Consider the following 14,286-nt stretch of genomic DNA (forward strand, 5'->3'; position numbering starts at 1 on the left):
TCTCCCTTTAATAGGCGGCGCGGACTGCAAACGATACATTATTTTTATTGGCGCGGTAGATCTGCATACTCTCCAGCGTACCGTCTGCTTCCAGCTTCTTCAGGCCGATCCTCACCGGTGATCCGGGAAGATCGGGCAGCAGATAGAGTCTGCCGTCTTTTTCCGTCGGTTTCACCTCTAAGCATTCTCCCATCGGGAGTGTCATCGGTTCGTGATTTTCCAGGGGCTCATTCTCGTTATACAGCGCGCCAAACGAGGCGTTCTGCCAGACGGTGCCTCCGGAAGAAAACATCAGCCCTTTTTCCCGGGCCAGGTCGCGGATTTTCAGCAGATCGCCCATTGCGCTCATGCGCCCCAGCAGCGGCATCAAATGGTCCACGCCCTTTTCGGCATAGGTCTCAAAGGCGAAATAATTCCGCATGGATTCTCCGAACCCGATTTTCATATCCGCCCGATCCCGAAATTCCCTGATAGCATTCATGTCGTGGGAATGCACCGGTTCTTCGAACCATGCGGGACGATAAGGACGGATCCTGTCGGCAAAACGCAAAGCATCGTCGACATTCCAAACCTGGTTGCCATCCACAGCGATTCGGATGTCCGGACCGACTGCCTTTCGCACCAATTCCACGCGCCGCACATCGCGGTCCATATTTTTTCCCCAGTCGCTTCCGACTTTGAATTTGATTGTTTTATTGCCTTCCTCAACATAACGGACCATATCCGCCACAAGATCATCGTCATCCGACAGCAGAGAGCCGCCGCCCTTATAAATCGCGGCCCAATCCTTTGCGGCACCCAAAAACCGGTGCAGCGGTTTTCCTTCCCGCTCAGCCAATATCTCAAGCATGATGCGGTCAAACTGGCCCAAATCGCAAATCTGGCCGCTTTGGAAACCGAAATTCCGGAATTTCCAATAAAGATAATCGTACCACTCGTTATAGGTGCGGGTCTCTCCGGTCAGTACCAGGGGAAGGACGTTGGAAAGCAAGCCGGACGAGCAGAAAGTACGCCCGCAATTGCCTTCCGTATCGTACACCTCGATCCACCCCTGAAGAGGAACAAAGCTGCCGAACCCGCCCGTGGCGTCGCGCCACGGTTTTTTCACCGGCACAGGGTTCAGATTGTAGTATACAGCCTTGGAAAAAGTCAGCTTCTGATCAAATTGAAAGTAATTTTTCATTTCCACAACCTTCTTTCGTATTTTATCGCGTACCATCGCTTTGCCCTATCGTGTCCATCTTTCCATAAGCGCGGAATATCCGGATTAGATATTTTTTCCTTGTGCTTTATGATGTAAGGCAATTATACTTACCGCAAAATCTTTCTAAAAAAATCCCGTCAAATGCAGCCTTTCGTCTCATTTTCCGGGATTTTTTAAATTTTTTTGATTAGTGAAGACCCATGGAAGCCAAAGCCACGGCGAAGAACGAATTCAGGAACGGGAACACGGCGCCCAGAATGAACTCATGGTAATAGCCGTTTTTAACCGTCAGTCTTGTGTAGTTCAGGCGATTGATGACCGAGCCGTTATACGGCATGGAATCGAGTCCGTAGCAGGAAATATTCACAATTCTATGTAGCTGATCCGCAGGGACCCCCATCTGGAGGAACTTATTTGCAAACGCATTCAGCGCGATGCCCTCGCCCCCGGAAGCGGAGGCCGTTACCCCTGCCACAATGTTGGTAGCCAGGCACAACTGGAACAGCGGAGATCCGGGCATTTTATCCAGATTTTCAACTACGTATTTAAATCCCGGAGTAAGCTCGACAATCGCTCCGAAGCCGACGACCGCAGACACATTCATAATCGATTTCATTGTGGAGGTACAGCCGTTTGTCAGCGTTTTGCCAATGTGCTTAAATTTGTTGTAATACAGCGCGAAGCATACGACGCAGCCCAATGTCAAAGATACAAAGGGCGTAATATTAAACACATTCATTGCAATCAGCAGAACAAGGGAAGGCGCCAATGCCTTGAGGAACTGGAGATTCGAGCAGTTTTTTTCAAGAATGGCGTTGTTTAAGGACCCCGCCTCTTTATCCATCAGCTCCCCGGTGACCTCAAAACCTTCGCCTCTCTTCTCGTTTCTGCCAAGCTGGAACCAGATATACCAAGCGCCGAAAGCGATGCAGGTCACCGCTGAGAGGATGCCGATCACCGGGGCTGCCTTCGGGTCGGTACCCAGGTATTTTATAGGAATCAGGTTCTGTATTGCCGGAGAGCCCGGAAGAATTGCCGTCCACATGGAGCCTCCGTACACAGCCACTGCGATGACAAAATGCCAGGGGATATCCAGCTTTTTAAATATCGAGTAGCAGATCGGCGCGATGGTAAAGATTACGACAAATCCGCTGACGCCGCCGAAGGAAAGAATCGCGGTGATCAGGGACAATCCCATCAGCACCCAGTACTTTCCTGTTTTTCCACTCATCTTTTCGGTCAGACTTGAGATTTTCACCGCGATGTCCTCCGCAGCACCGCAGTCACCCAGCATGGCGCCCAAAACGCACGCGGGTAAGAACAGCAAAAAATTGTCCGTTGCAAAACCGCCGAAGTCTTTCGCATAGGCTTCCCCCATGTTCTCGATGATCGGCAGCCCGGAAAACAGGAGTACGACGACCGCACTGACCGGGCCGATGATCATGATCGGGAAACCCTTGTAGACACCGACGATAAAAAGCGCCATAGCCAGCAAAATCCCCAGCAGGCTCAAAACACCCATATCCATAAAATTTCTCCTTATCAATACATTATTTCAAATTTCGCATAAGAAGCCGTTATGTTCTTTCTCACCCCAATTTCCATATTTCAAATAAATTTCTCTGTAAACTTAATGATAGTAAAAGTCGGGACAAAACATGCTGATTTGGAAAATAAAACAGCTGCTTGGCAACGGTCCCGGACAAGGGCGCTATTTTTTTGAATAGTATTCAAAAAGACCCGCTTCCTCTATTCTGCGTTTCATTTCTTCCCACGCCGGACCTTCCGAAGGCTCGCTCGGAAGAATGGGCTTTCCTACGTCGAGCCCCAGCATATTTGCCATATCTTTTGTCGCGGTAGGAAAGCTTACGGCATCCTGACAGATTCTTACCGGATTCAGCCTGAACTGATCCTCTCTGGCGCCTATGTAATCGCCCGCCATGAATTTGTCATAAATACCGCACACAAGTTCCGGAAAAAGGTTTGCGATCGAACAGGCGCCCCCCGCGCAGCCCATGCAAAGCCCGCCGAAAAGCATTGTGTCTTTCCCCGAAAACACCTTGAAGTTTATGTCGCGGGTACGGCGGATCAGCTCGCTGAGCAAGGTGAAATTTCCGCTGGAATCTTTGATCCCGACAATGTTCTTTACATTTCTGGCCAGCTTTTCGACCAGGTCCGCCGTCAGGCCGAATCCGCACCTTCCCGGGTTGTTGTAGAGAAGTACATACGTATCCGGCACCGCTTCCGCGATCGTGCGAAAATGCTTGTATAGTCCCGCTTCCGTCGGCTGAATAAACATGGTTTGCAGAATCGATATCCCATCCGCGCCGGCGGCAACGGCCATTTTGGCCTCGCGAGCTCCCTGCGCCGTACCGATGGAGCCGATCCCGTAATAAACCGGAACTCTGCCCCTGTTTTCGTCCACAACAATTTTCAGGCCTCTCTCATGCTCCTTTTCATGAAACATGTAGAATTCCCCATTGCTTCCGAACACAAGGATCCCTCTTACCCCTCCGTTAATGACGCGGTTTACCATAAATCTGAGTTTGGATTCGTCAATTTCCTCTTTGTCGTCAACCGGAGTGATAAGAGGGACGATTATTCCTTTTATGTCTTCCAAATCCATAAGCGTAATCCTTTCTTCCTGCGTTGAAGTGAGTGTCCGCTGTCCCTCTGAGGACAGCGGAATAGAAAATCAGCCCATGATTTTCAGGTTATTGATCTTCTCAAAATATTTGGCGATTGCAGAATGATCTTTCTTCTCAAGGCCATCCGCCTTCAGCGACTGAAGGATTTCCATCGCTTCTGCGCTGAAAGGAACGGAGATGTTCTCCGTGTGCGCCGTATCCAGCACATTTTGCAGATCCTTGATGTGCAGTTCGATCCGGAAACCGGGATCGTAATTGTCGCTGAAAATCTTCGGCGACTTCTGCTCCATCACCTTGCTTCCCGCAAGGCCTTTACGGATTGCCTCAAAAACAAGCTGAGGATCCGCCCCGGCCTTTTTGGCAAAAACATAAGCCTCGCTCATAATGGAAATATTGACCGCGACAATCATCTGGTTTGCAAGCTTTGTAATATTTCCACACCCCGCGATTCCAACATATGTCACACTGGAAGCCATGGTCATCAGCAGCTCGCGGTATTTGTCGAATACCGGTTTTTCCCCGCCAACCATGACGGCGATGGTCCCTTCAATAGCGCCCGGCTCCCCGCCGGAAACAGGAGCGTCCAGAAAATCCACATTCAAATCCTTTAACTTTGAATAAAATTCCTTACTGGCCACCGGGCTGATAGAACTCATATCGATTACCGTCTGACCGGCCCTGAGTCCTTCCGCAATCCCGTCCTTATCAAAAAGAGCGGAAGCGACATGCGGCGAATTCGGCAGCATGGTAATGATTACATCCGATTTTTCAGCCACCTCTTTGCCGGTTGCGGCAATCTGTGCCCCCTCTGCCCGAAAGATTTCCAACGTATCCGGATTGCGGTCAAATACAATCAGTTCATAGCCCGCCTTCCGGACATTCCGGGCCATGGGTTTCCCCATGATTCCCAAGCCAATAAATCCAACTTTAAACATTTCTAAGTACCTCCTATCAGCGTTGTTTCCGTGAACATTTTCACGTTTTTCGATTGAAATTGTTAATTATTCAACAAGTAGTATCTTATAGCATTCCTCTTTTAAAATCCATTGACAGGGAATCCAACAATAAAATTTTAACTTTATAGAAAATACTTAAAATTTCAATTTGTGAAATACATTTTTCATTCGTGAAAGCAATCTGTTTTCATTTGCTTTCACTTTTATCCCGTATAGCATTTTGTATAAATTTTATACATTATTATTATGTATTTTAGAATAAATATCAGTAATTATTATTGTATTAGCAAGGGTTTTAGGTTCCTAACAAACCTTGACATGGTCTTCGGTGAAATGTATACTCGTTTTGTGATCTGGACAAATGGCATAAAAATTCTGTGGATCAGCTATTCATACTATCTATAATTGAGCAAATAATCGGAGCCGCAGGGGAAATTGTTTGACCAGTTTGGGAGGTACATCTGTATGTCATCATCAACAATAAAGAAAATCAGAACCATCCGCTTACAAGGCATGCCTAACATCATTTGGATAGAAATAGAAACCGACGAGGGTCTGGTTGGATTGGGAGAAGCTTTCAGGGGAACGGCTGCAGTCGAAGGGGTCATTCACGGCGAACTTGGGCCTTGGCTGATCGGGAAGGATTCCCGCCAAATCGAGTTCATCTCGCGTACCCTGACGACCCCATACGTTGGATACCACAGCTCCGGCGCGGAAGTACGCGCGGCCAGCGCGATCGATATCGCCCTCTGGGATCTGTTCGGAAAACGTCTGGGGATTCCCGTCTATGAAGCGCTTGGAGGAGCGGCAAGACAATCCATTCCTGTCTATAATACATGCGCGGGGTATTCCTTCAACACAAGCAGCAGCGCCTACAACGCCGGGGCATCCCGAAGAAAAATCGGTGCGCAGGACGAAATGAGAGGGCCATATGACGATCAAATCGCATTCAACCGGGATGCGGGAAAATTAGCAGAGGACCTGCTGTCCGAAGGATATAAGGTCATGAAGATCTGGCCTTTTGACCCCTTTGCGTCCAAGGTGCAGGGAAACACGATTTCCCTGGAAGACCTTAAGGCCGGTTTGGAACCGTTTAGAAAGATACGGGAGGCCGTGGGTGACCGAATGGAGGTCATGTGCGAGCTGCATAGCCTTTGGAGCGTTCCGGCCGCGATCCGTATCTGCAAGGCCCTGGAAGAGTACAATATTTTCTGGGCCGAAGACCCGATTTGCAAAATGGATGATATCCAATCGATCAACTACCTGCGGAGCAAAATAGACGTTCCGATTTGCGGAAGCGAAACACTGGCCGGAGCCGTTACGTTCAGGCAAATGTTCGCGCAGGGGACGTTTGATTACGCGATGCTCGACCTGGGATGGTGCGGAGGGCTGACCGAGGGCAGAAAAATCGCGGCTTTAGCGGAAAGCTATGCCATTCCGATTGCCCCTCATGACTGCTCCGGACCGATTGTCCTCTGGGCCGGCATCCAGCTTTCGATGCACTCTCCCGCGGGCCTTTTCCAAGAGGTTGTCCGGGCCAATCTCGCCACCTGGTACAAAGACCTCGTAACCGACCTTCCCGTCATAAAGGACGGCAAGATTCAGCTGCCCGAAACACCAGGCATCGGGGCGAGCCTGCTTCCGGAAGTCAAGCAGCGCCAGGACGCTGTTATCCGTGAAACCTGTTAAGGCCAAGGTGGGTCCCCGACGATTTGGGGCGCTTTATCCCAACTCGGTCCGCAGCCAATACCATTCTTTTTTGGTGATCGGGGTAAAAAATCCAGCTGTTTCCGGGACTGCGTGTTCAAGAGACAATTGCTGTGAATTCGTTAGATGAAAGGAAGATTGTGAATGAAAACCGGAAATCCAGTCGTTACTTCTATGAAAGTGATACCGGTAGCGGGATATGACAGTATGCTGATGACCTTAAGCGGTGCCCATGGTCCCTATTTTACACGAAATCTGGTTATTCTGACCGATAATGCGGGGCACACCGGAATTGGAGAAATCCATGGAGGAGAGTATACCCGTACCGCTCTGGAAAGCTGTATTCCACTGGTTGTCGGAAAAGATATCTGTACCTATCGCTCCGTTCTGGACAGCATCCACAAAGCGGCCTCCGGCACCAAAAAGGGGGAGGGGGACGACGGTGAAGGCATCCAGATGCTGGATATCAGCAAGCTGAAATTTGTTGTGAAATCAGAGTGGGCGATCGAATGTGCGCTCCTGGATTTGCTGGGACAATATCTGGGATTGCCGATGTGCGCGCTTTTGGGAGAAGGAAAGCAAAGGGACCGGGTTGAAACATTAGGCTACCTGTTCTATGTGTCCAATAAAGAAAAAGCGAAAGGCCTGCCTTATCTGGATGAGAGCAGCCATACAGACCCCTGGTACCGGATGCGGCGGACAGAGATGCTTACTTCGGACAAAATCGTGGAACAGGCTCAGGCTTTGCAGGAAAAATACGGATTCCGCAACTTTAAGCTGAAAGGCGGCGTTCTGGACGGGGAAAAGGAAATGGAGACGATCCGAGCGCTGAAGAAGCACTTCCCCGAGGCAAGAATCAATATCGATCCCAACGGTGCATGGGGCCTTCGGGAAGCGATCGGACTGTGCAGTGACATGAAGAATGTCCTTACCTATATCGAAGATCCATGCGGCCCCGAAAACGGCTACAGCAGCCGTGAGATTATGTGCGAGTTTAAAAATGCGACTCATCTTCCGGTCGCAACCAATATGATTGCGACCGACTGGAGGCAATTTTATCATGCGACGGCACTCAAATCCGTTGACATCGTGCTGGCGGACCCGCATTTCTGGGGAATGAACGGCACAGTGAGAATGGCACAGATTCTCAACGACTGGGGGCTGACTTGGGGGTCACATTCCAACAACCATTTCGACATCACCCTGACCGTCTATGCCCATGTCGCCGCTGCGGCGCCCGGAACTCCCACTCCTCTGGACACGCACTGGATCTGGCAGGACGGACAGAACCTCTGTGAAAATACTCCTGAAATCAGGGACGGATATCTGGAAGTTCCAAAAGCGCCCGGCCTTGGGATTCATCCCGATATGGAAAAAATTATGGCGGCAAACGAGCTTTACAATAAGATTGAGTTCCATGACCGAAACGATGCCGCAGCGATGCAGTATTTGATCCCTAACTGGAAATTCGATCCCAAGAAGCCTGCTTTGGTAAGGTAAGCGATTTCTTTAAATGCGGGGTGTTGACTCTGGCTGCCCCGTGACAGGGTGAAACCCGTTCGCTTTCCCGTTTATAATAAAAGCAGTGCCGGAAACCCGGCACTGCTTTTATTCCTATCATCTTTGTCCGGACAGCGTCCGAAATACAACCAAGTATTCGCGTGCTTTTCTTCTTGTATATTGCCATTAATAATCCGTCCTTTCCTGGAAAGGGCACAAACGGCGAGCAGATTGGAACCCTTTGTCAATGGAGCATCCTGTAATCAGGTGAAAGGAAAATACTTATGAAAAAATTGATTCTGGTCCCGGATTCCTTTAAGGGAACGCTCAGCTCCCTGGAAATTTGCTCTGTTATGGAACAATGCATCCACGAGCACGACCCCTCGGCACAGGTCGTCGCGATCCCGGTCGCCGACGGCGGCGAAGGAAGCGTTGACGCCTTTCTGGCCGCCATGGGCGGCGAAAAGATTTCGGTTCCCTCAAAAGGGCCTTATATGGAGGATATCACCAGTTTTTACGGCCTTGTAGACAACGGTCGGACCGCGGTAATCGAAATGGCGGCCTGCGCCGGGCTTCCCCTCGCGGGCGGGCGGCTGGAGCCGGATAAAGCCACGACCTACGGCGTAGGCCTTCTGATGGCTGACGCCGCGAAACGCGGATGTAAAAGAATCATTATAGGTCTTGGAGGGAGCGCCACGAACGACCTCGGCACCGGAGCCGCCGCCGCGGCGGGAATCCGTTTCCTGGACAGCTCCGGCACGGCCTTTGTCCCCACCGGGGGAACCCTTTCCAAAATCGAACACATTGACTGCTCCGGCCTTTTGCCCGAACTTCGGGAGGCGGAAATCATCACAATGTGCGACATTGACAATCCGCTGTACGGGGAAACCGGAGCCGCTTTCGTCTTCGCCCCCCAAAAAGGAGCGGATGACCGGATGACGGTATTTCTGGATAAGCAGCTCCGCGCCGCAGCCGAAACGATCCGCCGCGAGCTGAATTCCGATGTTTCGAATCTTCCCGGCGCGGGCGCGGCAGGCGGCATGGGCGGCGGCATGGCAGCCTTTTTCCGCTCCCGTCTTCAGATGGGCATAGAAACGGTGCTCGACACCGTGAGGTTCGAGGAGCTGCTGCAGGGTGCGGACATGGTGTTCAGCGGTGAAGGAAAAATAGACGCTCAGAGCTTGCGCGGAAAAGTCGTGATTGGCGTGGCAAGACGCGCTAAAAAGGCGGGAGTTCCCCTTGTTGCAGTGGTGGGAGATATCGCGGACGACATAGAAAGCGTCTATGAGCAGGGCGTTTCCGCCGTTTTCAGCATCAACCGCGTAGCGGTTCCTTTTTCCATTGCCAAAACCCGCAGTCGCAAGGACCTGAGGGACACCTTTGACAACATCCTGCGCCTCATGGAATGCTGCTGATTTCACCGTGGGAAATGCTGACCGTAAAAATGCCCGAAATCTAAAGATTTCGGGCATTCATTGGTTACGGAGGAAGGAGCCTGTTTATAAAAAATCCGGAGGGCGAAGCATTCGAAAGATTAAAGAAAAATAAACTCATTGACGATCTTAATATCACCGCCCAGGAGATCTCCACTCCCGCTTGTCCTGAGGGAACGAAAATCAATAGCCGCTTGCTAATCGAGGACATCCTCCAAGGCCATGCAGAAAGTTCCCGCTCTTATAAATGCCGGTCATGATGGAACCGGGCAACATTGTATTAGCCTGAATGCCAGCAGATTTAAATCATATATGGCAGTTTTTTATATCATTATAAATTTGCTACGCCACTGCGACAGTGAGAAGGATATTGGCAAACGTGCGCTTCTCACCGGTAGAAATGACAAGACGGACATTTGACTGACAACAGGCATCATAAAACTCAAACCGTTTTAAACGGCTCAGTTCCATCCCGCTGAGAATATCTTGAAACTCATTAAAAATGGGAACTTGCCCTCCATCAGGTTCCATGACTTCGGCTTTTTCAAAATTGACTACCTGACTGAGCACTTCGAGCACCTGAGTCACTTCCGGAACACCGTTTGTCAGGCCAAGATAAACTTTCGCCGCGTTTCCGCTTTTGGAGTCAAGCGGATAATTGCCGTCTGCAATCAAAATCTTATCTCCATGTCCGCATAAAGAAAGACTACGCATGATATCCGGATTGATACAAGCTGTTTTCAGCAAAACGCTTCCCTCCTGATTATTTTTCATTTTCTCTCAGATTTCCCAGAGTGCCGCCCGGATGCCATTTGATATATTCATTTGGCGTAAGCCCTCTGGTAGTTTGAAGCACAACGCTCAGTCCCTGAAGAACAAAGATCTCCGCAAGGATAGAAGCCCGCGGTGCACGGTTCAGAGGATCGCCCTCCTGACCGACTCCCGCAAACAAATGGACGTCGCCCTCTCTGGCAAGCCATGAATCCGGATTACCTGTTACGGAAATCACCTTGCATCCGTTATTCTTAACCGCGGTAACCGTAGCTTTCAGCTCAGCGGTCTCGCCGCTGTTTGAAATGCAAATCACGACATCGCCTGGAACAAGCTGGCCACAGGAACCGTGAACGGCTTCGGTGCCGTGAAGGAAATAGGTCGGCGTTCCTGTAGAGGACAAAAGAGAAGCTATGTATACCGCCACATGGGCCGGCTTGCCGATTCCGGTAATATGGACCCGATTGCCGTTCTTTTCCGCACTCAAAATCAATTCGACTGCCTGTTCATAGCTTTCCTCTGTTACAATTTTGCTGAATGCATCGAATTCCTCTTTTGAAATATCAACAAAAGTCTGTAAAGCCTGACGGCTTTCCTGTTCTATCATATTCATTCACTCCTTCCCGCTGTTTTTAAAACATCCAATAATGAAAATTCAAATCCGTTATAATGCTGGCTTCTCATAAGCCCGATAACCGCTTCCAATTCAGGAAGGGAGGGCTGCGCACCCATTTGAGAAACCGTAAGAGCAGCCGTATAATTGGCAAAGTCCAGCGCCTGTTTATGATTCAATCCAACACACACGGCGGTTGAAAAGGCGCCGACAAAGGAATCGCCCGCGGCGGTCGGGTCCTTTACCTCCACCACATCCACACACGGAGCATAGACCGATCCTTCCGGGTTCGCCACAACAGCGCCCGCGCTGCCCAAGGTAATAATCACATTCTTAACGCCTTTTGCAAGCAGTTTTCCGACCGCTTCGCTGACGTCGCCCTGATTCACCGTTTTGCCGTCTTTGCGGATGTGAACTCCCGTAAGATCGGCAGCCTCGTGCTCATTGGGTGAAATATAAGTCAGGCAGGAAAGCAAATGATCGGAAAGAGGCGCAGACGGAGCGGAATTGAGCATAACCGGGACCCCTTTGTCAAAAGCATATTTCGCGACGATTTCATTGATTTCCATCGGGATTTCCAACTGCAAAATCACAAGATCATACCGGCTGACCGTATCCTTTAAGAAAGCGACATCGTCCGGGGTTATGGCCATATTGGCGCCGGAAACGACAATAATTCTGTTTCTCGTTTCGTTTTCACCGACTTCCAGCTGAACATTTCCGACTGCAGACGAAATATCCGTGTCAACTGCTATGAATTCGGTATGAATGCCGGACTTATTGCAGGAATCAATCAGGCTTTTCCCGAAAGCATCCTGTCCGATCTTGCCCACCATCGTTACATCGGCACCCAGCCGTGCCGCCTGCACCGCCTGATTTGCGCCTTTTCCTCCGGGAGCGGTACGGAAAGAGTTTCCGAGCACCGTTTCCCCCGCATTGGGAAATTTGTTCGTGCTGACGATCAGGTCCATCACCAGGCTGCCTACCACCAGTATTTTGGGCCTTTTCTGTATCTTCATGTTTATCTCCAATCGATCAGTATGCCTGTTTTCCACGCCGAGCGCACAAAAAGTAAACCGACCGATGCCGACCCTTTCAGCGACGGCGTTGGCCGAAATGCGCCGCAGAAAAGCAATCAGACGCCTGATATCAAATGTTTGTGTTCGTCCCGGCTGTCCCCGTCGGAATTTACAAGGGACATAATAATCTGATACCGGGCGTCCTCATGCTGCTCTCTCATCAGGGTCTTCAGCCTCTCGGCATCTTTGTGGATAATCGCGTCCAGCATTTCCTCGTGCTGGGCCGCCAGCTCCACAAGTCCCTCGTGATAGGACTCGATCTTTGATTTATCATACAAATCCCAGAAAGCCCCCATGAGCTGTGAAAGCAGGACATTGTCCATACATAGGTAAAGTACCCGGTGAAATTCCCTGTCGTTTTTAGCAAAGGTCTTCTTCTGCTCTGCCTTTCGCTTCATCTCAGAGATTTGATAGGCAAGACTGTGCAGTTGATCGATCGTAATCTTTTCAAGCACCATTGGGATCGTACTAATTTCAAGCATGGAACGGATTTCCATCAGGTCGAGCAGCAGTGCCGGCTTCGCCTGTATTAAGAGCGACCACGTGCCGACAATCTGCGCACCGATATCCGGCGCCTGTACATGGCGTCCGCTCCCCTGCTGAGAGACAATAATTCCATTTGCCTCAAAAATATTGAGTTCCTTGCGCAATTGCGTTCTGCTCACGTTAAACTTCTCCATCATTTCTTCTTCTGTGGGAAGTCTCTCGCCCGTTTCGATACAATCTACAACAAGGGATGAGATTTGAGCATTCAGAGTATTTTCATCGGGATGTAACCTGTTCATAATTCCTCACTACCATGGTTTTTTTATTCTTAATAATCAATTAATTATTAATTTTATAGCGTTTTAGGTAATTTGTCAATCACTTTGGTCAATATCCAAGAATAGATTCATATTTTCGATATGCCTCTTGCCATTGATCGTAATCCTGCGGCTGGAATTCTGCAATCGAAAAAGAGCGTTTTACGGTTTCACGCAGCTGGTTCAGTCCTGAAATTTCTCCAAAGGCACTGGCCTGTACCAGAACGTTCCCAATACATGCACTTTCCACAGGTCCCGCGTACACCGGCCGGTTGATGACATTGGCGGCGAACTGATTCAGCATGTTGTTCCGGCTTCCCCCGCCGACAATATGCAGCGCTTTGATCCTCCGCTTGGTGACAGCCTCCATCTGATCCAGCGTATACCGGTAGCGCATGACCAGGCTTTCGTATACGCAGCGGGCAATTTCGCCCACCGTCTGCGGAATATATTGATTCGTCCTTTTACAAAATGCCTGAATTCGTTTTATCATATTGCCGGAATTGTAAAACTCAAGTTCTTCCGAATTGATAAAGCATTGAAAAGGAGCCGCCTCGGATGCTTTCTGGACGATCTCGTCCCAGGTAAGGGAAATCCCCTGCCTCGCCCATTCCGATACACATTGCTGTAAAATCCACATGCCCATGATATTCTTTACCAGTCTGATTTTCCCGTCCGCCGTTCCTTCGTTGGAAAAATTCGCCTGAAACGCTTCCTCAGACAGTACGGGACGGTCGGATTCTATCCCGAAGATCGACCAGGTGCCGCTGGAGCAGAACGCCACATCCTCCTCCAGCGGAATCGCGGCCACCGCAGACGCCGTGTCGTGCGTTCCCACGGGGACATATGACAGTGTCTGTACTCCGGCCTGTTCACAAAGCTCCCCGCGTACTGGGAAACGGTCCTTTCCAGGCATAAGGATTTCGCAGAAGATTTTATTCGGGATTCCGATAATGTCGGCAATTTCGCAGTCCCACGCCCGTTTTCCGGGGCTATAGAGCATGGATGTCGTCGCCATGGTGTATTCGTTGAACTTGTTGCCTGTGAGAAAATACGCGAGCAAGTCCGGCATCATCAGCATTTTATCCGCATGGGCCAGCGCCGGATCGCCGTTTAGGAGCCTTTCATAGAGCTGAAATACGGTGTTGCCATAGATCATCTGGATTCCGGTTCTGTCAAAAAGCTCCCGGACACTGATCTTTTTTTCACACTGCGCCACCACTTCACCGCCCGCATTTCTCATGCAGCGGCAGTTTCCAAGCAGCTGGCCGTTTTTGTCGATCAGTCCATAATCGGTCCCCCAGGTGTCGATCCCGACACTGCTGACCGCTGCCGGGCCCAGATCTGAACCGGCCTTTGAAATAGCCTGCTGCATTTCATGAAACAGCCGAAACACGTCCCAGTAATAGGTGCCGTTGTTGTCTACAAAGTAATTGGCAAAGCGGTGCACTTCCCTGAGACAGACCCGGTCGCCGTCGAACTCGCCTACAATGCCCCGCCCGGTACTCGCCCCATAATCCATCGCCAAAAAATTCAAAGTCTTCATATTGCCTCCGCTGCGGCCGCGCCCCT

12 protein-coding genes are annotated in these 14,286 nt (G+C 50.2%); 3 read left to right on the forward strand and 9 right to left on the reverse strand.

Features of this window, described 5'->3' with window-relative positions:
- Positions 1 to 7 precede the first annotated feature (7 nt).
- The 4 genes from LY85_RS08425 to garR form a co-directional block, all read right to left on the reverse strand.
- A complete protein-coding gene (locus LY85_RS08425; protein WP_141826279.1) occupies positions 8 to 1,183 on the reverse strand; it encodes an enolase C-terminal domain-like protein in 1,176 nt (391 codons plus the stop codon).
- Positions 1,184 to 1,391: 208 nt separating this feature from the next.
- Positions 1,392 to 2,732 carry a GntP family permease gene (locus LY85_RS08430; RefSeq protein WP_141826280.1) on the reverse strand — a complete coding sequence of 447 codons (1,341 nt, stop codon included), beginning with the start codon at positions 2,730 to 2,732 and terminating at the stop codon, positions 1,392 to 1,394.
- Between the two features lie 183 nt (positions 2,733 to 2,915).
- Complete coding sequence (locus LY85_RS08435) at positions 2,916 to 3,830, reverse strand: dihydrodipicolinate synthase family protein (protein ID WP_141826281.1); 915 nt, start codon at positions 3,828 to 3,830, stop codon at positions 2,916 to 2,918.
- Positions 3,831 to 3,899: 69 nt separating this feature from the next.
- Positions 3,900 to 4,787 (reverse strand): 2-hydroxy-3-oxopropionate reductase, encoded by an 888-nt coding sequence (garR, locus tag LY85_RS08440; protein ID WP_141826282.1) that lies wholly within the window; start codon positions 4,785 to 4,787, stop codon positions 3,900 to 3,902.
- A gap of 486 nt (positions 4,788 to 5,273) precedes the next feature.
- Here garR and LY85_RS08445 point away from each other — a divergent pair, with 486 nt between their 5' ends.
- The 3 genes from LY85_RS08445 (at position 5,274) to LY85_RS08455 (ending at position 9,430) form a co-directional block, all read left to right on the forward strand.
- The gene (locus LY85_RS08445; protein ID WP_141826283.1) at positions 5,274 to 6,497 is read left to right on the forward strand and encodes a mandelate racemase/muconate lactonizing enzyme family protein; all 1,224 of its coding nucleotides are present in this window, start codon (positions 5,274 to 5,276) and stop codon (positions 6,495 to 6,497) included.
- A 162-nt stretch (positions 6,498 to 6,659) separates the two neighbouring features.
- On the forward strand, positions 6,660 to 8,015 hold the full coding sequence (locus LY85_RS08450; protein ID WP_141826284.1) for an enolase C-terminal domain-like protein: 1,356 nt from the start codon (positions 6,660 to 6,662) through the stop codon (positions 8,013 to 8,015).
- Positions 8,016 to 8,299: 284 nt separating this feature from the next.
- Positions 8,300 to 9,430 carry a glycerate kinase gene (locus tag LY85_RS08455; protein ID WP_141826285.1) on the forward strand — a complete coding sequence of 377 codons (1,131 nt, stop codon included), beginning with the start codon at positions 8,300 to 8,302 and terminating at the stop codon, positions 9,428 to 9,430.
- Positions 9,431 to 9,790: 360 nt separating this feature from the next.
- Here the strand turns inward: LY85_RS08455 and LY85_RS08460 are convergent, their stop codons facing one another.
- The 5 genes from LY85_RS08460 to LY85_RS08480 all read right to left on the reverse strand — a co-directional run bounded on the left by LY85_RS08460 (position 9,791) and on the right by LY85_RS08480 (position 14,260).
- Complete coding sequence (locus LY85_RS08460; protein ID WP_141826286.1) at positions 9,791 to 10,195, reverse strand: RbsD/FucU family protein; 405 nt, start codon at positions 10,193 to 10,195, stop codon at positions 9,791 to 9,793.
- 16 nt (positions 10,196 to 10,211) lie between these two features.
- Positions 10,212 to 10,826, reverse strand: a complete 615-nt coding sequence (locus LY85_RS08465) for an SIS domain-containing protein (protein ID WP_141826287.1) — start codon at positions 10,824 to 10,826, stop codon at positions 10,212 to 10,214.
- Between the two features lie 2 nt (positions 10,827 to 10,828).
- Positions 10,829 to 11,845: a ribokinase gene (locus LY85_RS08470; RefSeq protein WP_141828035.1), complete on the reverse strand. Its 1,017-nt coding sequence runs from the start codon at positions 11,843 to 11,845 to the stop codon at positions 10,829 to 10,831.
- 122 nt (positions 11,846 to 11,967) lie between these two features.
- Complete coding sequence (locus LY85_RS08475; protein WP_141826288.1) at positions 11,968 to 12,696, reverse strand: FCD domain-containing protein; 729 nt, start codon at positions 12,694 to 12,696, stop codon at positions 11,968 to 11,970.
- Between the two features lie 88 nt (positions 12,697 to 12,784).
- The gene (locus LY85_RS08480) at positions 12,785 to 14,260 is read right to left on the reverse strand and encodes a rhamnulokinase family protein (RefSeq protein WP_185741161.1); all 1,476 of its coding nucleotides are present in this window, start codon (positions 14,258 to 14,260) and stop codon (positions 12,785 to 12,787) included.
- Between the last annotated feature and the right edge of the window lie 26 nt (positions 14,261 to 14,286).

The organism is Clostridium sp. KNHs216, assembly GCF_006714885.1.
Lineage (GTDB): Bacteria > Bacillota > Clostridia > Oscillospirales > Acutalibacteraceae > Caproiciproducens.

What these genes read in the sequence shown, in the direction of transcription:
- LY85_RS08450 (WP_141826284.1), top strand. Translation starts at nt 6,660, where the DNA reads ATGAAAACCGGAAATCCAGTCGTTACTTCTATGAAAGTGATACCGGTA.
- garR (WP_141826282.1), bottom strand. Translation starts at nt 4,787, where the DNA reads ATGTTTAAAGTTGGATTTATTGGCTTGGGAATCATGGGGAAACCCATG.
- LY85_RS08425 (WP_141826279.1), bottom strand. Translation starts at nt 1,183, where the DNA reads ATGAAAAATTACTTTCAATTTGATCAGAAGCTGACTTTTTCCAAGGCT.
- LY85_RS08465 (WP_141826287.1), bottom strand. Translation starts at nt 10,826, where the DNA reads ATGATAGAACAGGAAAGCCGTCAGGCTTTACAGACTTTTGTTGATATT.
- LY85_RS08445 (WP_141826283.1), top strand. Translation starts at nt 5,274, where the DNA reads ATGTCATCATCAACAATAAAGAAAATCAGAACCATCCGCTTACAAGGC.
- LY85_RS08475 (WP_141826288.1), bottom strand. Translation starts at nt 12,696, where the DNA reads ATGAACAGGTTACATCCCGATGAAAATACTCTGAATGCTCAAATCTCA.
- LY85_RS08430 (WP_141826280.1), bottom strand. Translation starts at nt 2,732, where the DNA reads ATGGATATGGGTGTTTTGAGCCTGCTGGGGATTTTGCTGGCTATGGCG.
- LY85_RS08435 (WP_141826281.1), bottom strand. Translation starts at nt 3,830, where the DNA reads ATGGATTTGGAAGACATAAAAGGAATAATCGTCCCTCTTATCACTCCG.
- LY85_RS08455 (WP_141826285.1), top strand. Translation starts at nt 8,300, where the DNA reads ATGAAAAAATTGATTCTGGTCCCGGATTCCTTTAAGGGAACGCTCAGC.
- LY85_RS08480 (WP_185741161.1), bottom strand. Translation starts at nt 14,260, where the DNA reads ATGAAGACTTTGAATTTTTTGGCGATGGATTATGGGGCGAGTACCGGG.